Below are 21,574 nucleotides of genomic sequence, written 5' to 3'. Positions count from 1 at the left end.
TCAATTCGTCGGCCAACAGTTGTGATTTTATGAACACGGGCAATGACAACTGCGTCAAATTTGCTATGATCAGCGCTGTGATTTTTATTTGTTGGACACTATGACATTATTTGGCCGTATATTTGTTGCACTATTAAAACCCATTTTATTGGGTGTTGTAGTTGCGGCTATTTTGTTATTGTTCTTCCCAGAGTTTCGCCAAGGCGCGGGGCTTAATCTTAATTTTTTCAAACCTAGTCAAGTTATTCCGCCTCGCCTGAGCTATTACGATGCTCTAGAGCAAAGCGCACCGGCGGTGGTCAATATCTACAGCATTAGTTTAGAAAACAGCAATCGCTTATTCCGAAATCGAGCATATGAACGTACCTCGCTGGGCTCCGGCGTTATTATGTCAGATGATGGATACCTGATGACTTGCTATCATGTCATTAAAAATGCAGACAGTATTTATGTAGCGCTTCAAGACAGTCGTTTATTACAGGCACAGCTCATCGGTTTTGATGAAATTACCGACCTGGCAGTATTGCGAGTATTTGCCGAAGATTTGCACGTCATACCTCAAATGGAAGAGCCTGACCTGCGCGTCGGTGATGTGGTAATGGCTATCGGCAATCCTCTAGACTTAGGCCAAACTATTACCTCTGGCATCGTCAGTCGTACAGGGCGCAATGGCTTTTCTAACTTTTTTGACTTTGTTCAGACCGATGCGGTGCTCAATCCTGGAAACTCTGGTGGTGCATTAGTTGATAGCAATGGTTATTTAGTGGGTATTACTAATGCCAACTTTAAAACCCTAGATAACCGTCGCCGAGTAACCAATGTTGATGGTGTTAACTTTGCTGTACCTTATACGCTGGCACGAAGAGTGATGGAAGAAATCATCTCCAATGGCAAAGTCACTCGTGGGCAATTGGGATTTTCTGGAAGCGAAATTCGAGGCAGTCGCGGGATTGTGGTAGATGCGGTGTTAAGCAACAGTCCCGCTGATACTGCAGGCTTAAAAGTAAATGATATCTTACTATCAATAAACGGCGTAGAAGTGCAAAGCGCTTCAAAAACCTTAGACATGATTGCTGAAACCCTTCCAGGCTCAGAGATTGTATTAATGGTCAGTCGAGACGACGAAACTATCCGGATGACTGTGGTAGTTGGTGAATTAATCCCACAAATGATTGCTCGCGGCTAACTCACCCTTTCGATATTGCCGCCTAACTTTCTAAGCTTTTCTTCAATATTTTCATAACCGCGATCTAAATGGTAAATCCTATTTACCGTCGTTTGACCATCTGCAATCAACCCAGCAATAACTAAGCTTGCCGACGCACGCAAATCGGTTGCCATAACCTGAGCGCCTTTAAGGTGCGAAGACCCGGGGGTTAACGCACTGTTGCCCTCCAAATCAATACTTGCGCCCATCCTCTGCAGTTCGGGTACGTGCATAAAACGATTTTCAAATATCGTTTCGGTAATTATACCGGAGCCTTGCGCGACTGCATTTAGTGTAACAAACTGAGCCTGCATATCCGTAGGGAAGCCCGGATGCGGCATTGTTTTCAAAGAAACGGCCTTCGGTTGCCGCCCCTTCATATCAAGCTCAATCCAATCGTCGCCAACTTTGATTTCGGCTCCGCATTGTTCTAGCTTACTGAGCACTGCATCTAGTGTATGAGGCGCCGCTTTTTCGCATCTCACACTTCCTCGAGACAGCGCCGCCGCCACCAAGAATGTGCCGGTCTCAATGCGATCAGGCAATATGCTATACGTACAACCGTGCAGACTCTCAACACCTATAATGTGGATGCTGTCGGTGCCCGCTCCGGAGACTTTCGCGCCCATTGCATTTAAACAATTTCCTAAGTCGACGATTTCTGGTTCACGTGCGGCATTTTCAATGATAGTTTCGCCATCGGCAAGCGCGGCAGCCATCATTAGATTTTCTGTAGCGCCAACGCTCACCATATCCATAAATATGCGAGCACCTTTTAGCCGACCGCTCACCGAAGCTCTAATATAACCTTCTTCAACATCTATTTTAGCGCCCATTTTTTCGAGGCCTGATAGATGCAGGTTAACTGGCCTTGCACCAATGGCACAACCACCTGGAAGAGATACATTCGCTCTACCGTGCTTAGCAAGCAGCGGACCAAGCACCAAAATCGAAGCGCGCATGGTGCGTACTAAATCGTAAGAGGCCGTCACACTTTCTAGTTTACTAGCATCAATTTCGACCGTATCGCTGGCCGTTTGATTAGTAGTAGCGCCTAAGTCTTTCAGCAATAGTAAAGTGGTATTGATATCCCGCAGCTTTGGAACATTCGTAAATGTGCAGGCAGAGTCAGCCAACAAACTGGAGATAAGCACAGGGAGAGCGGCATTTTTTGCACCAGAAATAACAACCGTCCCTTTTAGAGGAGGGCTTTTCTTAATAACCAGTTTATCCACGATTTACCTTAGTTTATTGGTTAAAGAGTTTTTCACGCTGCCATTGAGCCTGAGAAAACGTCTTAATTGATAAAGCGTGAATAGTGCCATCTGCAATCTGTTCAGACAAGGGGGAAGAGATCATTTGCTGACGCTTTACTCGCGACATTGACTCAAATTGGTCATCAATCGCAATAACTTGGAAGTGACTACCTTCGCTTTTAACAATAACTTGGTCGATACCGGTCGCTTGTTTAATATGCGCTGCGACTTCTTCATTGGTCATAACTGGCCTCGTTGTTCTGTGATTAATTGACTGGCATTACTTAAACTCGCCAAATCTAATAGTTTTTTAGGGGGATTCATAACCGATACCGCTGTATTTACAGTCCGAATATCTCGTATTGAATTAAGCAACCACGCCAAGCCCGCAGTATCTCCGCGGGCTACATTTTTCAGGTCAATCGAAACTGACTTCGCCTGTTCTATGCTCTTTTTGGACTCGCTGGATAAGCCTTCCCAAAGGTTTTCTGCTAAGGTTTCCCTGTCTAATTCACCGTTAACTTCAATCACACAGTTGTCAGCGTCATTGTTTATAGACACGTCCACTAAATGCTAGCCTCTGCTTGCTTTGCTTTATCGTTGTTCAACTCAACCGGCTGATTAATACTGGCGCGCATTTGCGTGATGACTTCTTGAATGCCTTCTTTTCTGAGAATTGCCTCGAACTCACTCTGCTTGCTCGATAACAAACTAATACCTTCTGCAATCATGTCGTATGCCTGCCATTCCTCGCCATTACGATCTTTTCTTACCTTGAAAGCAATTTTAATATCAGGACGAACATCGTCAATAATGACCGCGCGCACAGTAACATCTGTGCGATCTGAAAAATCTCTAATGGGATCAAACTCAACGATTTGATTATCGTAATAGCCCATAGCCACTGCATAGCTCGTGATCAAATACTCTCGGAATACCGTGATAAACTCAAGTAGGTCTTTTTTCTCAACACCACGAGCATACTTGCCAAGTACTTTGTAAGCAGAAAAGCGATAGTCGATATATGGCATCAACTCTTCTTCCATAATCGTGCGTAACACCTCAGGATTGTTGAGAATGTCTTGCTCTTGCGCTTTCATACGAGAAAAGGTTTTGGTCGCAACATCTTGGACCATCATATAGGGGTCAGTTCTATCTATATCAACCGCTGCTTCTTGCGCACTTGCGACAGCGAATGTGCAAAGCAATACCAAGACGCCCAATAATTTTTTCGTTAAATTCGTCATTACCATAAACCTCATAAATTATTCGTCTCCTTGACTGAATAAAAATTGACCGATCAAATCTTCTAATACCAATGCTGACTTTGTATCTAATATTTCTTCACCGGCCGTCAAGTATGGGCATTCGCGTAAATCTTCCGTCTCACAAACTTTATCCTCTTCGATGGCGATTAAATCTTCAGGAAAAATAAAGCCTGGCTGTAATCCGATAAACTGCTCTCCCAATAAGCCAGAGGTTAGTATCGACAAACTGCTAGTGTCGGGAAATGTGTTTTTGTATTCAGATGATATCTCGAGTTCGACCACGGGAATTAAATCTCGTTCATTTAAGTATATTCTTGACACTCGACCTACAACCACACCACCCACTTTTACCGACGAACGCGGTTTTAACCCACCGATATTGTCAAACTGTGCGTTTAACATATAAACTTCACCGCTACCTGCCATACCTTGATTGGCGACTCGCATAGCTAGTAGCAGTGCAGCGGCAATTGCTAGTGCAACAAAAAAACCGACCGTTAATTCTGTTCGTTTACTTATCATTACTTTTCCTAATTCGCGCCAAACATCAATGCGGTTAACACAAAGTCGAGACCTAAAATTGACAGAGAAGAAAAAACCACTGTTTCTGTCGTTGCTTTACTAATACCTTCTGAGGTCGGAATGCAGGAATAACCTTTATACAGAGCTATCCACACAACCACCAACGCAAACACGATGCTTTTAATAATCACCCCATTTACGATATCTTTATCCCACTCTACGGTAGCCTGCATGATTGACCAGTAACTGCCCGCGTCGACTCCAAGCCAGTCTACCCCAACGATGTGCCCGCCTAATATTCCGACGGCTGAAAATATCAACGCTAACATCGGCATACTGATCACTCCGGCCCAAAAGCGCGGTGCAATAACCCGGCGCAAAGGATCAACCGCCATCATCTCAAGTGAGCTCAACTGCTCGGTTGCCTTCATTAAACCAATTTCTGCGGTGAGTGCGCTTCCTGCTCTGCCGGCAAACAATAACGCGGTAACCACCGGCCCGAGCTCCCTTAAAATAGATAGCGCAACCATCGGTCCCAAACTACCCTCAGCCCCGTAGTTTACTAAAATAGTATAGCCCTGCAGCGCCATTACCATCCCGATAAACAAACCTGACACTAATATAATTAACAGCGACTGAACCCCTACCACATGCACTTGAGCAATGGTGAGCCCCACATTTTTCCATTTAGGAAAAGCAAACAAAGCACCAAATAGCATAATGCTAGATGCGCCTACCGCGGTGATTTTCTCGATAGTTGAACGGCCTAAACTTTGTAAAAAGTTCATCGTTCATCTCCTATAAAACTACTTGTAAAATCTTTAGCGGGAAAATGAAACGGCACAGGGCCGTCCGCATTGCCTTTTAAAAATTGTTGCACTAACTGTGAGTTTGAGTCTTTAATTTGTGCGGGAGTTCCCTCTCCGATTATACGTTTATCGGCTAAGATATAGACATAATCAGCGATGGTAAGCACCTCGGTTACATCATGGGTAACCACCACTGACGTAACACTTAGCGCTTTTCCTAATGCTTTTATTAAGGACACTAGCACTCCCATTGAAATGGGGTCCTGTCCAGCGAAGGGTTCGTCGTACATAATTAAATCTGGATCAAGCGCGATAGCTCTGGCCAAAGCGGCTCTTCTTGCCATGCCGCCCGATAGCTCACTGGGTTGCAGGTCAGCAGCACCGCGCAAACCTACGGCTTCGAGTTTCAACATCACAATAGTACGAATAATATCTTCGTTTAGCTGGGTATGCTCGCGCAGTGGAAAAGCAACATTGTCAAACACCGACATGTTAGTAAAAAGCGCGCCGCTTTGAAAAAGCATGCTCATTTTTCGGCGCAGTTCATAAAGTTGGCTACGCGAAATAGCGTGAACATTTTGTTCTGAAAAAATGACGCTGCCGCTGTCGGGCGTAAGCTGCCCACCAATGAGCTTTAAGAGAGTAGTTTTACCGATGCCGCTTGGACCCATAATGGCGGTAATACTGCCACGCCTCACCGACAGCGAAATGTCGTCATAAATGACTCGGCCGCCGCGGCTAAAATGCATGTTTTCGATCGTTACAATATTATCTGGCATGAGTCTTTATTATTTCATCATCGCTCAGCAAATGGACGCTGTGCATAAAATCCCTATTAAGTAAGGTAAATTACCGGTTAAATCAGTAATATGATCATTAAGTTTTGGTAACTTGAACAGCGCTTGTGACACAGGTTTATAGACGTAGTAAAAATACAGTATTCAAAAGTCGTGTTATTTTAACCTTTTTCAAGTGCACCTGTCGTATAAAAAATCAATTAAGGCTGTATTTTGTAGTTATACCTTATTTCGTTGCACATAAATGTGATTTATTAGTGCTAAAACGTTACAATTTGCAACAGTGAACCCGTTGTTATTCAATAGAAGAATTGTGTGGTTATAAATTTAATAATATTTATTGTTGGTCTGGTGGTTCTTAGCTGGAGCGCCGACCGATTTGTTTACGGTGCCTCAGCATTAGCCAAAAACATTGGCGTTTCGCCAATGATGATTGGTTTGACGATCGTAGCCATGGGCTCATCCGCACCGGAGATAGTTGTTTCTGCTACAGCCTCACTGGCAGGCAACATCGACACAGCAGTCGGCAACTCCCTAGGCTCTAACATTACCAACATTGCCCTTGTGCTTGGCATAACGGCGCTGATAAAGCCTTTACTTGTATCATCGATGACCCTCAAGCGGGAATTGCCCGTGATGCTGATGATTACCTTACTTGCGGTTTATTTTATTGACGATAGCTTTCTTTCCCGGATAGAAGGGATCGTACTGATGACATTATTTGTGCTGGTTATTGCCGGAATGGCAGTTTTGTCGTTTACCGTCGATAAAAACGACCCTCTAGTCGCAGAGACTGAAACTGAAATACCAAATAATGTGGCCACATCAACCGCTGTATTTTGGGTAGTGGTGGGAATTGTGTTATTACCTCTGAGCGCTAATTTTTTAGTAGACTCAGCGGTCGAAATTGCTCGCCACTTTGGTATCAGTGAACTTGTGATTGGACTCACCATCATCGCGATTGGAACCAGCTTACCAGAGCTTGCAGCAAGTATAGCCGGTGTATTGAAAGGCGAAGATGATCTTGCACTTGGTAATATTATTGGTTCTAACATCTTCAATTTACTTGCAGTACTGGCTATGCCAGGCCTGATTGCACCAGGCATTATCGACGAAAATGCTGCCGGCAGAGACTCACTCGTCATGCTTGGCTTGAGTGTACTTCTGTTTGTATTTTGTTTTAATTTAAAAGGGACTAGACGTATCACTCGATTTGAAGGGGCTGTGTTTGTCTCTATCTTCTTAATTTATCAATATTGGCTATTTGCATAACGATGACTCTACTCGACTCTGCACAGCGAACGTTTAACAATCAAATTAATGCGCTAAGCGTGTTATCAAAAATGCTCGACAGCAGTTTTACTCACACCTGCGAAATACTGCTCGCGTGTAAAGGCAAAGTCGTTGTTTCTGGCATGGGGAAATCTGGTCATATCGCCAATAAAATTGCAGCGACTTTAGCCAGCACCGGCACGCCCTCATTTTTTATGCACCCAGGCGAAGCTAACCATGGTGACTTTGGAATGCTGAGTAAAGACGATGTGCTGATCGCCATCTCAAACTCAGGCGAAACCGCAGAACTCATCGGTTTATTGCCCGCAGTGAAACGACTCAACATTCCAATCGTTGCAATTACCAACAAAGCCAACAGCAGCTTAACCAAATTTGCCACGCAAACACTGTTGCTACATGTTGATAAAGAAGCATGCTCCTTAGGACTGGCGCCTACAACAAGCACGACTGCAACATTAGTGCTTGGCGACGCTATTGCAATTGCCCTATTAGAGGCCAAAGGCTTCACTGCTGAAGATTTTGCTTTTTCACATCCTGGCGGTGCGCTCGGAAAAAGATTATTACTTACTGTTGCAGACGTTATGGTCACAGGCACCGACATTCCAATAGTTGACGTCGGCGCAAGCCTAAGCCAAGCGCTGCTCGAAATGTCGTCAAAAGGCCTAGGTCTTACCGCAATAACTCAACATGCAAAAGTCGTGGGTATCTATACCGATGGCGATTTAAGGCGCACGCTAGATAAGCAGATTGATGTGCACGCAACCGCTGTAAGCGATGTAATGACACCCAACGGTATCACGCTATCTGAGCGAGGACTCGCCATAGATGCGCTTAACTTAATGCAAGAAAAACGCATCAACTCTTTAATAGTCGTCGATCACAACGGCAATGCTGTCGGCGCACTCAATATGCACATGCTCTTAAAAGCAGGAGTTGTATGATGGACGCCATTCACACGCTCTATGGAGAAGTGCCCAAAACAATCTATGATGCCTGCAAACATTTGAAATTATTAGTACTTGATGTAGATGGCGTGTTGTCGGATGGTTTCATTTATTTAGGCAATGCTGGCGAGGAACTTAAAGCCTTTAATGTGAAGGATGGCTATGGTATCAAGGCGATATCCCAATGCGGCGTAGATGTGGCAGTGATCACCGGACGTAGCTCGAAAATTGTGGAAAGTCGCATGACCGCGCTCAATGCTAAATTTATTATCCAAGGCGAAGAAGATAAATATCAGGCCTTAAGAAACTTAATGGCTCAAGCCGGAATTACGCAATCGCAAGTCGCTAGTATCGGCGACGACATGCCAGACTTGGGCTTATTTAAACTCAGTCATATTAAAGTTGCCGTGAAAGACGCCCATCCCTTTGTCAAGCAACAGGCAAATTTCGTCACAACGCTCAATGGCGGACGTGGTGCAGTAAGGGAATTTTGCGACTTAGTGCTGCAGGCTAAAGGTGTACTTAATATAAGCCATGGAGCAAGCATTTGAATCGTATCGGTTATAGCATCGCTTTTATTTTTACCGTTGTGCTCATTCTATACTTGCCTATTTTGTTCGAAAAAGAAGAAGCCCCATCGGTTTCTACTGACGGTGCTGAGCTGATACCCAATTATTCAGCTATTAATTTGTCGAGTAAGCTTTATGATAAATCTGGAAAATTAAGTCACCGCGTCGCTGCCACTAGAATGGAGCACTTCGATCAATTAGGATTTGCGGTCTTCGACAATCCGGTCTATACCCTGTATTTAGACAACGGTGAACCATGGCAGATTACGGCTGATGAAGGTGTTTTATATAATAACAATCGAATTCAGTTGGAAAAAAACGTAAAAATTCTGAATTTACGGACCGATGAGTATGTCAAAGAAATTACCACCGAATATATTGAAATAAATTTACAGGATAAAACCCTCTCATCTGATCAACTTGTTAATATCAGCGGAGTCGATTACACCGTTAAAAGTATAGGTTTGTTTGGCGACCTTGCAACACAACAATATGAGTTAAAAGAACATGTGCAAACCCAATTTTATCCTCGCCCTTAGTGTAGCCTTAGCGTTTGGCTTAGCTGGGACTAGCAACGCGCAAGACAGCAGTCCTGTTGTGACGAGTGAGCCATTGCAATCAACAATTAGCAGCGACTTTAACCTTCCGGTCACGCTCGATTCAAAAAGCCAAGCCCTCGACGGTAAAAATAAAACCTCTATTTTTATGGAAAACGTGGTTATTCGACAAGGCAGCCTCGAATTAATGGCAGACAAAGTAGAAGTAAATGCGGTAAATGGTGCAGGTAAAGAAATTATCAGTGCCAGCGGTCAACCGGCGAGCTACAAACAGCGTAAAGACGATGGCAGCATGGTTGAGGCGCAGGCTAACGAAATTATTTATACGGTAGAGTCACGTACTATTTCACTCAATGGCAATGCACTTATTATGCAAAATGAAGTCAGGGTGACTGGCGATTTAATCGTGTTTGATATGACTAGAGAACAAATACTGGCATCTACTAACGATAATAGTAGCGAATCTGTTAGAACCGTGATTAGTCCTGGCGCTTTCTCTTCCGAGCAGGAGCTTAAGCCTACAGACAATCAGGATCAACCATGACGAGCACCCTTAGCGCAAAGCATTTAGCCAAATCCTATAAGTCTAGACAGGTCGTTCGCGATGTCAGTATTGAGGTGTCTACCGGTCAGATCGTAGGATTGCTTGGTCCCAATGGTGCCGGAAAAACCACTACTTTTTATATGATTGTGGGATTAGTGCCTTTGGACAAAGGCGAAATTCAAATCGACCAATTAGATATTACTTATCAGCCGATGCATGAGAGAGCAAGACACGGTATCGGATACCTACCGCAGGAAGCGTCTATCTTTCGTAAGCTCACCGTCCATGAGAATTTAATCGCCATATTGCAAACCAGAAAAGAGCTGAGCCGAGCACAGCAAGAGCAGAAGGCGGATGAGTTACTTGATGATTTTAGCATCAACCACATTCGAAATAATTTAGGCATGAGTTTATCGGGTGGAGAGCGCCGCAGAGTAGAGATTGCTAGAGCATTAGCGGCAAACCCCAAATTTATTTTACTCGATGAACCCTTTGCAGGTGTTGACCCAATTTCTGTTAGTGATATAAAGAAGATCATATATCAGCTTAAAGAACGCGGTATCGGTGTACTCATTACCGATCATAATGTAAAAGAAACACTAGATGTATGTGAATTAGCGTACATTGTAAGCCACGGTGAGTTAATTGCATCGGGTACCGCTGATGAAATATTAGCCAACCAGACTGTTCGCGATGTATATTTAGGTGAACAGTTTGCACTATAGAGTCGCATTATTCGTATACAAGACGAATTCGTAGCTAAAGGAAGTTAATGAAACCCTCGTTACAACTGAAGTTTAGTCAACAGCTGACCATGACACCGCAGTTACAGCAGGCTATTAAACTGTTGCAACTTTCTACGCTTGATCTACAACAAGAAATCCAAGAGGCGCTTGAGTCAAATCCGCTTTTAGAGCTTACTGATCATGAGTATCCTGAGAATGACAGCACCGACAAATCTGATCAAAACAACGCCAAAACCAACGATAACTCTGCGACTTCTAATAATTCTGATCGAGAAACTGGTTTATCTGGCACCGACAACATGGATACCCATGACGCTCTAGAAAAAGGCGATATTCCTGATGATCTTCCACTTGATAGCTCTTGGGAAGAATATTTGGGCTCCAGTTCAGCGCCCATTAAAATGATCGGAACCAATCCTGACGAAGACTATGTTTTTCAAGGTGAAACTAGTGACTCCATCCAAGACCATTTAATGTGGCAAATGGAATTAACGCATTTTTCTGAAACCGACCGGTCGATTGCCATTGCGATCATCGACTCCATTGACGAGTCGGGTTATTTGACGACCACCAGCGAAGATATTCTCGAAAGCCTAGATGACGAAGACGTTGATTTAGATGAAGTCGAGTGCGTACTCAAACGTGTGCAGATGTTCGACCCTGTTGGCTCTGGCGCCAGATCGGTGCAAGAATGCTTGCTGGTGCAGCTGCGCCAATTCGACGCAAACACGCCATGGTTAGAAGAAGCCAAAGAATTAATTCAAGAGCATGCCGATTTACTGGGTAGCAAGGACTATCGAACCTTGATGCGCAAGACCAAACTCAAGGAGGACCAGTTACGCGAGGTCATGCGCCTGTTAAAGACACTTAACCCGCGTCCAGGCAGCGCGGTATCAACCAAAGAAGCCGAATACATTATTCCAGATGTAAACGTCTACAAAAAGAATGGCCTTTGGACAGTTGAGCTCAATAACGATGCGCTGCCGGCGCTATCGGTTAATGAGACTTATGCTAGTTTAGGAAAAACTTCAAAAAATCCGAACGATTCTCAATATATCAAGTCACATTTACAAGAAGCGAAATGGTTTATAAAGAGCTTGGAGAGTCGCAACGAGACATTATTAAAAGTCTCTCACTGCATTGTTTCAAAACAGCGTGAATTTTTTGAAAAAGGGCCAGAGAAAATGACCCCCATGGTACTAAATGACGTGGCAGAGATGGTCGATATGCATGAGTCGACAATTTCTAGGGTCACCACGCAGAAATATATGCACACACCGCGCGGTATTTTTGAACTTAAGTACTTTTTCTCCAGCCATGTTGCGACCGAATCAGGTGAGAATTGTTCGTCTACGGCGATTCGAGCATTGATTAAAAAATTGGTGGCTGTTGAACCTGCACATAAACCATTGAGTGATAGCAAAATTGCGCAAGTGCTCGCCGAACAAGGTATTCAGGTTGCTCGTCGAACAATTGCAAAATATCGGGAATCGTTACATATTCCCCCCTCAAACCAACGAAAAAGTCTTATTTAGACGCAACAAGAGGACTTAGTATTATGCAAATTAACCTTACCGGCCATCATGTAGATATCACTGACTCATTGCGTAGTTACGTGGATACTAAATTCGAAAAATTAGAACGTCATTTTGACCACATCAATAATGTCCACGTGGTCTTAAACGTAGAAAAACTCAGCCAGAAAGCAGAAGCTAAACTTCATTTAAAAGGCGGCGAAGTATTCGCGAACTCTGAACATACCGACATGTATGCGGCAATAGATTCTCTTATCGACAAACTCGATCGGCAGGTAATTAAACACAAAGAAAAACTCAGAAGGCACTAGACGAAACTTACCTTATGATAATTTCTGATATTATTTCTCTCGACCGAACGCAATGTTCGGTCGATTGCCAAAGTAAAAAGCGTATTTTCGAAATGATCAGCGATATTGCGATAAAACAAAACCCACAGTTGGATCAAGACGAAGTATTAAGTGGCTTAATTAATCGCGAAAAAATGGGTAGCACTGGCATTGGCAATGGGATTGCTATTCCTCATGGCCGTATTAAAGGCATCAGCCAAATCATGGCGATCATCGTGACCACCGAGGAGCCCATAGAGTTTGATGCCATCGACAATAAACCAGTGGATATTTTCTTTGCCATATTAGTGCCTGCTGAAGAGGCCGAAACACACTTGAAAGCACTCGCTGGCATCGCCAGAAAGTTGAGTAATAAAGACATTGTAAAAGCCATACGCAATGCCCAAACTAAGAAAGAAATTATTTCAGCATTAGCTTAGCTGAATCTAAACTCGTAACTAGGAGCAAGCAGTGAAGCTTTTAATCATCAGCGGTCGTTCTGGCTCTGGAAAATCTATCGCTCTTCGCTCACTAGAAGACTTAGGTTATTACTGCGTCGACAATATCCCAGTCAATCTGTTACCCACTCTTACACACGCACTTGCCGACGAAAATGAGTTGGTCGCCGTCAGTATCGATGTGCGTAACATGCCAAAAGCTGAGCAAGAAATTTCAGAAATACTAGAATATCTGCCTGAGTTTTGGGATATCACGATTATCTTTTTAGACGCGAGCGACGATGTACTGATCAAACGCTACAGCGAAACAAGACGTTTACATCCACTATTTAAGCTATCGAACTCACTTACCGATGCGATTAACGCTGAGCGGGAAATACTGGTTCCAGTGGCCGAAAAAGCCGACCTAAATATCAATACAGACCAGCTATCAGTGCATGATCTCGCCGAGTTAATACGCGAAAGAGTATTAGGCAAAAAAAGCACCGATTTAGTCATTCTGTTTGAATCTTTTGGTTTTAAATATGGTATACCAAAAGACGCTGATTATGTATTTGACGTGCGCTTTTTGCCAAACCCACATTGGGACCCTGATTTAAGGCCTCTAAATGGTTTAGACGGCCCCGTGGAAGTGTTTTTAGCAGGTCAACCTTTGGTTATGAAGTTCATCTGGCAGGTACAAAACCTCATCACGACTTGGTTACCTCACTTAGAGCGCAATAACAGAAGTTATGTGACTATTGCGATTGGCTGCACTGGCGGTCAACACCGCAGCGTGTATGTTGCCCAAGCACTTTCAGAAACCTTCAAAGCTACCCATGGTGATGTGCAGGTTAAGCATCGCGAGCTAAAGAAAATTAAGGACGAAAAAGGTGAGTGATGTAAACAACATCACAAAACTTCTGACCATAACAAATAAACTTGGTTTGCACGCACGGGCCGCGACTAAGCTTGTGCAGCTAGCAAACAAGTTTGCCGCCGATATTCAACTCACCCAGGGCGACAACACCGCTCCGGCAAATAGCGTATTGGCATTGATGATGTTGGAAAGCGGTCAGGGTAAGACTGTGGAAGTCACTTGTAAGGGCCAAGATGCTCAGGCTGCCATGCAGGCTATCAGCGAGCTTATTGAAAATAAATTCGACGAGTCGGAATAAAGCACTAGCACATAAGCAAGCTTAATAATTTCTAGAAACTTCATAATAATCAAGTATTCATAAACGATGTTGGTGATATACTAGCGCTGCGACGAATGTAAAGCGTGTTTGTTATCTTGGCTTTTATCTTATCCATCCCGTGGAGTGCGCATGTCCGAAACAGCAGAGCTCAACAACACTCAAGCAAGGCTAAATTCTATTGGCCGCTCGCTTAATGCGGGTGCTTTTGTGCGTGTTCGCAAACTGCTGCTAGACTTACCCGCTTCTGACGTTGCGCTGTTATTAGAATCCTCACCCACTAAAACACGTGATGAACTATGGGGCTTACTCGACGCCGACTTTCACGGTGATGTGCTCGAAGAGCTATCTGAAGATGTGCGCAATGGCATCATCACCAAAATGGTTCCCGCCACCGTGGTCGATGCCCTTGAGGAGATGGACACCGATGATTTGGCCGAGACGCTCAGCAGTCTGCCAGATGATGTTCTGCAGAGCATTCTCAAGTCGATGGATACCCAAGACCGGATAAGAGCAGAAAAAGCCCTATCTTACGGTGAGGAAACCGCCGGTTTCATTATGAATACCGATACCATTACACTGCGCCCAGACGTAAGTGTAGATGTGGTATTGCGATATTTACGCCTAAAAACTGAATTACCTGAAAATACCGACACGTTATATGTGGTTAACCGCCAAGATGTATTAATTGGCACTGTTTCTTTAGCCAGTTTGTTAATTGCCAGCCCTGATATCTCAGTGGCAGAGATAATGGATGATGAGCCAGAGGCGATAAGTGCTAATACCTCAGACGCCGAGGTCGCCAGCATGTTTGAGCGCTACAACTGGCTATCTGCGCCAGTTGTAGATGAAGACCATAAACTTGTTGGTCGTATCACTATTGATGACGTGGTTGACATTATCCGCGAAGACGCCGAACACTCAATGATGAGCATGGCTGGTCTAGACGACGACGAAGATACATTTGCGCCTATTGGGCAAAGTACCAAAAGACGCTCCGTCTGGCTCGGGGTAAATCTCGTCACAGCGCTGTTGGCTGCTGCGGTAAGTGATTTGTTTGAAGCAACCTTGAGTCAGCTTGCAGTCCTTGCGATATTAAATACCATTGTGCCGAGTATGGGTGGTGTGGCCGGTAATCAGACACTCACTTTAGTGATACGTGGTATGGCACTGGGCCACGTTACTGGCTCTAACTCGGTATGGTTAGTCAGAAAAGAACTGGCAATTGGATTTTTCAACGGCATGATCTGGGCAATACTGATTGCTGGCGTAATCGCAATATGGAAACAAGATTATATGCTAGGTGCGGTTATCGCCTTCGCGATGATGATGAACATGATTGCAGCAGGACTGGCCGGCGCCACCTTGCCTCTTATCATGAAGCGCCTAAAAATAGACCCGGCATTGGCCGGCAGTGTTATATTAACGACTATTACAGATGTTGTCGGAATCTTTGCGTTTCTGGGCACCGCAACTATTTTCTTGCTGTAGAACTCTATTGCTCTTTATCGCAGATACCCAATATCGCCAATAAACCCCTTTAGTCGTCTATTTCGTTCTCTCTTAACCACTGCTCTAAGGTGGGGACATCTTGCTCGAGGGCCATATCAAGCTGCTCCATCCAGTCGTGCACGTTCTCCCACCAAGCAGGATGTTCGCCCTGCTGTATCTCATTAGCTGCGCTTTGCACTCGAAATAAGCCAACAGAACCAGCCGCCCCTTTTATTTTGTGAGCTTGCGAACAGACTTCATCTTTGTCTTGTGCAGCAAGCGCAACCTTCATTTCTTCCATGTACTCGGGTATTTTTTCTTTAAACACCCCTAAACTGGTTTTCACCATGGCATCCCCAATAGTCTCTACTAACATGTTTAGCAAGTCAGCATCGAGCACATTAGGCGCTTCTTTTTGAATCTTGATAACATCATCTTTGCCATGATTTAGGATCACCGGTTGGCTGTCTCCCCTTGCGAAAAGCTCGTTGAAGACCTGGATCACCCGACTCTTTTTAATTGGTTTGGCAATAATGTCGTCCATACCGTTTTGTAAATACTCCTCACGCTTTTTAATCACATTTGCCGTCAGCGCGACAATTGGTGTTTGCAACACAAGATCTTCTTCTAGCACCGTTTTTGCGACATCAAAACCTGTCATATCCGGTAATTGGATATCCAACAGAATCAAGTCAAAGGTTTCGGCTCTGATCATATCAATGGCTTTTTGCCCAGTCATCGCCACACTCACTTTTTGGCCTAGCTTTTCAAGCAGGGCTTTAGCGACCATTACGTTGAGTTCGATATCTTCTACCAATAAAATATTCAAACCTTTAACCTGCAGCTCTTCCATCACTATGCGTTCATCAGATACCTCAACTGGCAGTGTTATTTCAAAGCAAGTGCCACGATTGAGCTCACTATTAACTCGGATGTTGCCCCCCATCTTATCGACCATTTGCTTGCAAATTGCCAAACCGATCCCGGTACCCGTAGCTGACTGAAAATCCTTACGCTGAACTTGATAATACATCGCAAAAATTTTGTCCAGTTCTCCCTTAGGAATACCAATGCCAGTATCTTGGATAGTAAAGTGTATATCTGCAGTTTTCGAAGTGGTATTGCTTGCAGACATCGTCAGTGAGACAGAACCCTTTGGCGTAAATTTCACCGCATTAAACAACATGTTCCACAGTACCTGTCGCAAACGTGTCCCATCAGCCTCAAATGCGGCGGGAACAGGCTCAATAATTTCATATTTAAAGTGAAGGTTTTTATCTGCCGCAAGTAAACGGATGATGCTGGCAATCTCATTTACAAAAGCGGTAGTGGAGACGGTTTTAAGTTGGATTTCAACTTTGTCTCGGTCGAGCTTATCCAAATCGATAATATCGTTGAAAATATTGCCTAAGGTGATTGCGCTAGCATAAATGGTACTGACCCATTCATACTGTTCGGTATTGAGCTGAGTATCACGCATCATTCTGCTCAAGCCAACAATACCGTTTAGTGGCGTTCGAAGCTCATGAGAAATGGTCGCTATAAACTTGGTTTTATCTTTACTGGCTTGCTCAATGGCAACTTGAGATTGTTTTCGCTCGGTCATATCGCGACCGAATGCCAACAATCCTAAGCGGTGACCATCGTTGTCATAAAAGGGCACTTTTTGCATTTCGAAAAATCGCTTGCGGCCATCTGCAAAACGCAGCCATAGTTCTTCGGTAATGGAAGTATTACGCTCAAGCACTTCGTTATCGGATGCTACGACCTGCCTTGCTAGCTCTTCGTCATATACTTCATGTGGGGTTAAGCCCAACAGCTCTTTTTCAGTTTTACCTACAAGTTCTTCTGCTACTTTATTGCAACCAGCAAATTTACCTTCTTCATTGCGGTAATAAATTAGATCAGGCGAGGCATCAATAATGGATCGCGTGAGCGTCGACAAACGACGAGCTTGAAGCTCCTGTTCGGATTTTTCTTTAATTTGACGCTCAAGTTCAGAGAACATTTTCTCACGCTCTAACTGGGCGTTTTTGCGCTGATCAATCTCGTAGTTTAATTGCCTGATGTTGTTTTGCAGCTCGCGATTTAGTATCACATCGTGCCGGCGCAGCCGCTCTAACTGAGAAACCGCCTCTTCAAGATTTATTCGTGAATGCTCTAACTGCTTGATCAGTTCACTAAAAAAATAGAGAACCCATGGCGCACTAATTAAGGTAAGCACTATTGCACTAATAAAATCATCAACTTGAATATCGCTGCCCATGCTTGCGCGAATAAGGTATGACCCTAGTAAAGTGAACATCAGTGTAAAAATAACAAATAAGACGCTGACTTTTAGCGTTCCGACTTTATCGACAAATTGAGCAAATTTTATTGCCCATGATTCTGGTAGCGTTTTGAGCTGCATATTGTAATGACATGAGGTAAGCAGATTAGATAGGCACATGCTATCAAGAAATGCTACGCACGGGTAGTAAACGCCGTAATAAGCCGTCTAATTGTGCTTATCCAACTGCTTGGCATTTGATTGTTTGATGTTTGGCATTACATCATGAACACTGCGGCATGCTCGATAGAGAGTGCAAAGAAAAAGGGAGCATTAGCTCCCTTTCTAAAAATTATACCGCTATGTTAATTGCATAGATTAGAATCTTGCTTGAACATCAACATAATAACTGCGACCGAAATCTCGGTGCGCATCAGCAAAAAATCCAAAAAAACCATCCGCTAAAGGCGCACGTTCATCGGTCAAATTCACGGCACCTAAACGAATACGAGTTTTCACATCATTGACGGTTACACGATAGTCTAGGGTTGCATTGAAAGTAGTCATGCTAGGAATGATATATCGCGTGCCGTCTTCTAGGGTCAGCGAACTTTGATAAAAGCTACCAATACGATTGCCACTTAGCGATGCACCAAAACTGTCTAAACGCCAGCTTAATCGCATTGAATGGCGCTGCTCTTGATTACCGTCTTGACCAATTAAGTCAGCAAAACCGGCGACAGGGAAACCGCTTGGAATTTGTCCGGCTTCTTGCGCTGCCACTAAGATACTGGCATCACCGCCGGCCTCTTGTTCATATTTATCGATAAAAGAACCGTTATAGCTAAATTTGAAGTCACCTGCACTTGTATCAATATCGTAATACAAGCCTACGTCAAAACCGGCTAAGTTACGCGTGTTTAAGTTTAGGTATTGGTCATCGACAAATCTTATATCACCGGCTGGACATATACCGGCGGCCAGATAGACCGCACTGGCGCCAGAACTTGCCGCCGCTCTCGATACTGCTGGGTTAAAGGTTGCACTTGAGCAATTGCTGGTACCCTGCTCTAAGCGCAATATCAAATCGAGCAAAGTATGATTCTCTTCACCGAACAAGCCGATAGTATTTTCCTTTTTAATGGACCAATAGTCTGCCGTAATGGTTAATCCGTCTAAAGGCGTTAAGACAAAACCAAAGGATGTGTTAGTTGACTCTTCAGGTGCCAAAGTATCGCTGCCTTCCGCTATACGCTGAATGGAATTAGTACAATCGAGCGTGTTTTGGTTTGGATCGCCGCCATTTTCAGCAGCATACAAACAGGCGTAGTCTGTCCGTGTATTGTTGCGAGCAACTATGCTTTCATTGATGGTAACTAAGTTAGGAGCACGATAAGCCTCAGACCATGACCCTCTCAATAAAAACATATCAGAGGGACGCCAACCAAATGCGATTTTACCAACCGTTGTAGCCTCTACATCTGAGAAATCCTCATAGCGCATCGCCACCTGTACGTTTAATGTTTCTAGCACTGGGATTTGCAACTCAGCAAATAAGGAAGTTACATCACGCTCTCCGCTGTTGTCTGGCGTAGGGCTTGAGTTAACGACATCGGACACAAACGGGTAGGTATCTCCCTCAAAATCGGTAAATGTAATAGTGCCGTCTAAGCGGTCATCTCGATCATCCAAGAAAGTTTCATTTCTATACTCAAATCCGACTACCATGCCAACAGGTCCTGCGGGCAAGGTATAAATTTCTGGATGTGCGAATTTAATATCAAAAGTGGTCAGCTCAGTTTCACTGATACGCTCTACATCGACTAGTGCACGCTCAATGTTGGAGTTTAAGCCGCCACTGAAGGGGTTGTAAGCAGCTGGTGTGCTGTCAAATAAGGCCTCAGTAATAAGGATGTTTGATACACGATTACGGGTAATATCACTGTTTTGAGCCTTAGAATAGGCGAATGCTGATTCCCAACTCCAATCACCGAACTCACCTCTAAAACCCTGCAAAATTCTAAAGTCGTTACTGTCGTTATCCACAATACGCGGCAATTCAGAAAAGCGGTAGTTATCTATAATCAACTCTAGGCCGGTACAGGGCACATTGGGGATTAATGCTGAATCAAGGCGATTAGGTGAACCGCAAGGACCAAAAGGATTATAGTAGTTTTCAGCCCCAACTCTGAGCGCCGATGTTGCAAACGGCGAAGCGCCATGGCGCAGCAGATTAGTCTTAGCCTCGTAAAACGAAAGTTCGGTGAAGCTCTCTACGCCGTTTTGGAATTCATGGTTTACAAAAATAAATGCGTTAGAACGTGTTAACTCTGAGCTAAGATCCCGGTTCGCGTTTAAATTGTCTCTGAAGGTACCTTGCCCATCCCTGCCGCCACAGGTGGTGGCATTAAGTGTATATTGACAACGTGGGTCACCAATTGGATAGGTTTCAAACTCACCCGCATTATCGGTAAATATGCCGTTTAGGCCGGCAGCCGAAGCACTGCTGACAACATCAAACTGTCCGAATAAAGAGTTTGCACTGTCATTTCTAAATGCGGCATCACCAAACCAAGGTGAATCTACCGGCACGCGATCGCTAAAATCCGCATTCGCCCATCGGGGGTCGTCTTGAGCATTTACCCTTTCGCGCTTGTAGTAATTTAAAAACGTACTGATGTTAGTGCGCCCGCCATTAAAATCTTTACCCCATTCGGCAGTGATGGTCTGCGTGTCCCGAGGTAAATTCTCAAACTCTGTCCAGCGACCAGTTAGCGTGAAGCCAACAAAATCAGACTTCATAACATGGTTAACAACACCGGCAACAGCGTCCGCACCGTATATTGCTGACGCGCCATCTCGTAGCACTTCTACGCGATTCAGACCATTTACGGGGATGGTATTCACGTTAACTGAATTGACGGGTACAAAACTGCCACCCACTTCTTCTGTTTGGTAGCTGGCTGAATTCACCATACGTCTACCGTTTAACAATACCAGTGTATTTCCTGTGCCTAAGTTACGCAGGTTGTAGGTACCAATGTCGCCGCGCGCAGCGTTAACGCCACCGCCTATGTTTTGCGACTCTGAGAAAAAGTTTTGTCCGTTTTCAGGGATTAACTGCAGTAGATCGTCAATTGAGTCTATACCCAATATCCCGATGTCTTCTGCAGAGATAACCGAAACGGCCAGAGCTTCGGCTACTGCTCCACCTTTGATATGGCTACCTACAACAGAGATTTTCTCAACTTTTTCTTCCGTGTTGGTAGCTTCTTGAGCCATAGTTGAGCAAGTAAAAACTGACGCGATAGACACCGCCAGAAGTTTTGGTAAGAACTTAGATTTTCGATTATTTCTTTGCATTATTATGGCCCTAGAAGACTTTTTGTGTTTATTATATTTGTTGTGTTAACAACAAGTGCTTTTTCTCGGTTCGCGCGATACTAACTTTACAAAGTTGCTAGTCCCTAGGTTTTTTTTCTGTCCAATAAGAACAAAACTTTTTGATTGACTTTATCCTCAATAAAGACATTGCGCATTGCATCTGCATTAACATCTATATTATGTTGATCAGTCAATTCCGCCAGCCGTAAATAGTTATGCTGATTTACTTAAATTTTTTGCAGTTAAGAGATCACAAAATATAGTTGTGCTTGCAACTAAAATTCACATAAATTTAACGAATTAGTTTTTCATAAGGGAATCTTCGCTTAATTTATGAAAAATTTAATATTATTTAAATTCAATGTTTTAGCTTTAATTTATTTGATGAACATAAAGAATTTGAATGGTGATAATTGATTTC

General features: G+C 43.9%; 22 protein-coding genes. 13 read left to right on the top strand and 9 right to left on the bottom strand.

The genetic code is table 11. The annotated features are described in order from the left end of the window. The first annotated feature begins 100 nt into the window (after positions 1-100). The gene (locus AB9H30_RS12075) at positions 101-1,186 is read left to right on the top strand and encodes a trypsin-like peptidase domain-containing protein (protein ID WP_371194925.1); all 1,086 of its coding nucleotides are present in this window, start codon (positions 101-103) and stop codon (positions 1,184-1,186) included. Here AB9H30_RS12075 and murA read toward each other — a convergent pair. Genes murA through AB9H30_RS12040 form a run of 7 tightly spaced genes read right to left on the bottom strand, consistent with a single transcriptional unit; the run spans position 1,183 to position 5,841 of the window. After that, positions 1,183-2,442: a UDP-N-acetylglucosamine 1-carboxyvinyltransferase gene (gene murA / locus AB9H30_RS12070; protein WP_371194924.1), complete on the bottom strand. Its 1,260-nt coding sequence runs from the start codon at positions 2,440-2,442 to the stop codon at positions 1,183-1,185. The two genes, AB9H30_RS12075 and murA, sit on opposite strands and share 4 nt — an antisense overlap. 13 nt (positions 2,443-2,455) lie before the next feature. After that, positions 2,456-2,707, bottom strand: coding sequence for a BolA family protein (locus AB9H30_RS12065; RefSeq protein ID WP_371194923.1), 252 nt, complete (start codon positions 2,705-2,707; stop codon positions 2,456-2,458). Then, positions 2,704-3,030 carry a lipid asymmetry maintenance protein MlaB gene (locus AB9H30_RS12060; protein WP_371194922.1) on the bottom strand — a complete coding sequence of 109 codons (327 nt, stop codon included), beginning with the start codon at positions 3,028-3,030 and terminating at the stop codon, positions 2,704-2,706. The genes AB9H30_RS12065 and AB9H30_RS12060 overlap by 4 nt, the downstream gene beginning before the upstream one ends. Further along, entirely contained in the window at positions 3,030-3,710 is a 681-nt protein-coding gene (locus AB9H30_RS12055; RefSeq protein ID WP_371194921.1) for a phospholipid-binding protein MlaC, read from the bottom strand. The genes AB9H30_RS12060 and AB9H30_RS12055 overlap by 1 nt, the downstream gene beginning before the upstream one ends. Before the next feature lie 18 nt (positions 3,711-3,728). Then, positions 3,729-4,253 (bottom strand): outer membrane lipid asymmetry maintenance protein MlaD, encoded by a 525-nt coding sequence (gene mlaD, locus AB9H30_RS12050; RefSeq protein ID WP_371194920.1) that lies wholly within the window; start codon positions 4,251-4,253, stop codon positions 3,729-3,731. Between the two features lie 8 nt (positions 4,254-4,261). After that, positions 4,262-5,041, bottom strand: coding sequence for a lipid asymmetry maintenance ABC transporter permease subunit MlaE (mlaE, locus tag AB9H30_RS12045; protein ID WP_371194919.1), 780 nt, complete (start codon positions 5,039-5,041; stop codon positions 4,262-4,264). Then, positions 5,038-5,841: an ATP-binding cassette domain-containing protein gene (locus AB9H30_RS12040; protein ID WP_371194918.1), complete on the bottom strand. Its 804-nt coding sequence runs from the start codon at positions 5,839-5,841 to the stop codon at positions 5,038-5,040. Before AB9H30_RS12040 ends, mlaE begins: the two co-directional genes overlap by 4 nt. 333 nt (positions 5,842-6,174) lie before the next feature. Here AB9H30_RS12040 and AB9H30_RS12035 point away from each other — a divergent pair, with 333 nt between their 5' ends. From AB9H30_RS12035 to mgtE, 12 genes are all read left to right on the top strand, one after another. Further along, entirely contained in the window at positions 6,175-7,131 is a 957-nt protein-coding gene (locus AB9H30_RS12035; protein WP_371194917.1) for a calcium/sodium antiporter, read from the top strand. Positions 7,132-7,133: 2 nt separating this feature from the next. Beyond that, positions 7,134-8,093: a KpsF/GutQ family sugar-phosphate isomerase gene (locus AB9H30_RS12030; RefSeq protein ID WP_371194916.1), complete on the top strand. Its 960-nt coding sequence runs from the start codon at positions 7,134-7,136 to the stop codon at positions 8,091-8,093. After that, a complete protein-coding gene (kdsC, locus tag AB9H30_RS12025) occupies positions 8,093-8,647 on the top strand; it encodes a 3-deoxy-manno-octulosonate-8-phosphatase KdsC (RefSeq protein ID WP_371195015.1) in 555 nt (184 codons plus the stop codon). The genes AB9H30_RS12030 and kdsC overlap by 1 nt, the downstream gene beginning before the upstream one ends. Next, on the top strand, positions 8,644-9,204 hold the full coding sequence (lptC, locus tag AB9H30_RS12020; protein ID WP_371194915.1) for an LPS export ABC transporter periplasmic protein LptC: 561 nt from the start codon (positions 8,644-8,646) through the stop codon (positions 9,202-9,204). The genes kdsC and lptC overlap by 4 nt, the downstream gene beginning before the upstream one ends. Next, on the top strand, positions 9,173-9,766 hold the full coding sequence (gene lptA, locus AB9H30_RS12015; protein ID WP_371194914.1) for a lipopolysaccharide transport periplasmic protein LptA: 594 nt from the start codon (positions 9,173-9,175) through the stop codon (positions 9,764-9,766). The genes lptC and lptA overlap by 32 nt, the downstream gene beginning before the upstream one ends. After that, a complete protein-coding gene (gene lptB / locus AB9H30_RS12010; protein ID WP_371194913.1) occupies positions 9,763-10,491 on the top strand; it encodes an LPS export ABC transporter ATP-binding protein in 729 nt (242 codons plus the stop codon). The genes lptA and lptB overlap by 4 nt, the downstream gene beginning before the upstream one ends. Positions 10,492-10,538: 47 nt before the next feature. Further along, on the top strand, positions 10,539-12,047 hold the full coding sequence (locus tag AB9H30_RS12005) for an RNA polymerase factor sigma-54 (protein WP_371194912.1): 1,509 nt from the start codon (positions 10,539-10,541) through the stop codon (positions 12,045-12,047). 23 nt (positions 12,048-12,070) lie between these two features. Further along, positions 12,071-12,358, top strand: a complete 288-nt coding sequence (gene hpf, locus AB9H30_RS12000) for a ribosome hibernation promoting factor (RefSeq protein ID WP_371194911.1) — start codon at positions 12,071-12,073, stop codon at positions 12,356-12,358. A gap of 14 nt (positions 12,359-12,372) precedes the next feature. Continuing rightward, complete coding sequence (gene ptsN, locus AB9H30_RS11995; protein WP_371194910.1) at positions 12,373-12,816, top strand: PTS IIA-like nitrogen regulatory protein PtsN; 444 nt, start codon at positions 12,373-12,375, stop codon at positions 12,814-12,816. Positions 12,817-12,847: 31 nt separating this feature from the next. After that, a complete protein-coding gene (gene rapZ / locus AB9H30_RS11990) occupies positions 12,848-13,714 on the top strand; it encodes an RNase adapter RapZ (protein ID WP_371194909.1) in 867 nt (288 codons plus the stop codon). Beyond that, positions 13,707-13,991 (top strand): HPr family phosphocarrier protein, encoded by a 285-nt coding sequence (locus tag AB9H30_RS11985; RefSeq protein ID WP_371194908.1) that lies wholly within the window; start codon positions 13,707-13,709, stop codon positions 13,989-13,991. The genes rapZ and AB9H30_RS11985 overlap by 8 nt, the downstream gene beginning before the upstream one ends. Before the next feature lie 150 nt (positions 13,992-14,141). Continuing rightward, positions 14,142-15,500 (top strand): magnesium transporter, encoded by a 1,359-nt coding sequence (gene mgtE, locus AB9H30_RS11980; RefSeq protein ID WP_371194907.1) that lies wholly within the window; start codon positions 14,142-14,144, stop codon positions 15,498-15,500. A 49-nt stretch (positions 15,501-15,549) separates the two neighbouring features. On the opposite strand, the gene arcB is transcribed toward mgtE, so the two are convergent. Beyond that, positions 15,550-17,910, bottom strand: a complete 2,361-nt coding sequence (arcB, locus tag AB9H30_RS11975; protein WP_371194906.1) for an aerobic respiration two-component sensor histidine kinase ArcB — start codon at positions 17,908-17,910, stop codon at positions 15,550-15,552. A gap of 237 nt (positions 17,911-18,147) precedes the next feature. Beyond that, a complete protein-coding gene (locus AB9H30_RS11970) occupies positions 18,148-21,132 on the bottom strand; it encodes a TonB-dependent receptor domain-containing protein (protein WP_371194905.1) in 2,985 nt (994 codons plus the stop codon). Between the last annotated feature and the right edge of the window lie 442 nt (positions 21,133-21,574).

The sequence above is a fragment of the Glaciecola sp. SC05 genome, from assembly GCF_041380235.1.
Lineage (GTDB): Bacteria > Pseudomonadota > Gammaproteobacteria > Enterobacterales > Alteromonadaceae > Glaciecola.
The sequence above is the reverse complement of the archived record's forward strand: the minus strand, read 5'-3'. Positions and strand labels throughout refer to the sequence as shown.

Excerpts from the sequence above, each read along its gene's own strand:
- AB9H30_RS12075 (WP_371194925.1), top strand. The coding sequence starts at position 101 with ATGACATTATTTGGCCGTATATTTGTTGCACTATTAAAACCCATTTTA.
- AB9H30_RS12065 (WP_371194923.1), bottom strand. The coding sequence starts at position 2,707 with ATGACCAATGAAGAAGTCGCAGCGCATATTAAACAAGCGACCGGTATC.
- AB9H30_RS12055 (WP_371194921.1), bottom strand. The coding sequence starts at position 3,710 with ATGACGAATTTAACGAAAAAATTATTGGGCGTCTTGGTATTGCTTTGC.
- mlaD (WP_371194920.1), bottom strand. The coding sequence starts at position 4,253 with ATGATAAGTAAACGAACAGAATTAACGGTCGGTTTTTTTGTTGCACTA.
- mlaE (WP_371194919.1), bottom strand. The coding sequence starts at position 5,041 with ATGAACTTTTTACAAAGTTTAGGCCGTTCAACTATCGAGAAAATCACC.
- AB9H30_RS12040 (WP_371194918.1), bottom strand. The coding sequence starts at position 5,841 with ATGCCAGATAATATTGTAACGATCGAAAACATGCATTTTAGCCGCGGC.
- AB9H30_RS12030 (WP_371194916.1), top strand. The coding sequence starts at position 7,134 with ATGACTCTACTCGACTCTGCACAGCGAACGTTTAACAATCAAATTAAT.
- kdsC (WP_371195015.1), top strand. The coding sequence starts at position 8,093 with ATGGACGCCATTCACACGCTCTATGGAGAAGTGCCCAAAACAATCTAT.
- lptA (WP_371194914.1), top strand. The coding sequence starts at position 9,173 with ATGTGCAAACCCAATTTTATCCTCGCCCTTAGTGTAGCCTTAGCGTTT.
- lptB (WP_371194913.1), top strand. The coding sequence starts at position 9,763 with ATGACGAGCACCCTTAGCGCAAAGCATTTAGCCAAATCCTATAAGTCT.
- AB9H30_RS12005 (WP_371194912.1), top strand. The coding sequence starts at position 10,539 with ATGAAACCCTCGTTACAACTGAAGTTTAGTCAACAGCTGACCATGACA.
- hpf (WP_371194911.1), top strand. The coding sequence starts at position 12,071 with ATGCAAATTAACCTTACCGGCCATCATGTAGATATCACTGACTCATTG.
- ptsN (WP_371194910.1), top strand. The coding sequence starts at position 12,373 with ATGATAATTTCTGATATTATTTCTCTCGACCGAACGCAATGTTCGGTC.
- mgtE (WP_371194907.1), top strand. The coding sequence starts at position 14,142 with ATGTCCGAAACAGCAGAGCTCAACAACACTCAAGCAAGGCTAAATTCT.
- arcB (WP_371194906.1), bottom strand. The coding sequence starts at position 17,910 with ATGCAGCTCAAAACGCTACCAGAATCATGGGCAATAAAATTTGCTCAA.
- AB9H30_RS11970 (WP_371194905.1), bottom strand. The coding sequence starts at position 21,132 with ATGCAAAGAAATAATCGAAAATCTAAGTTCTTACCAAAACTTCTGGCG.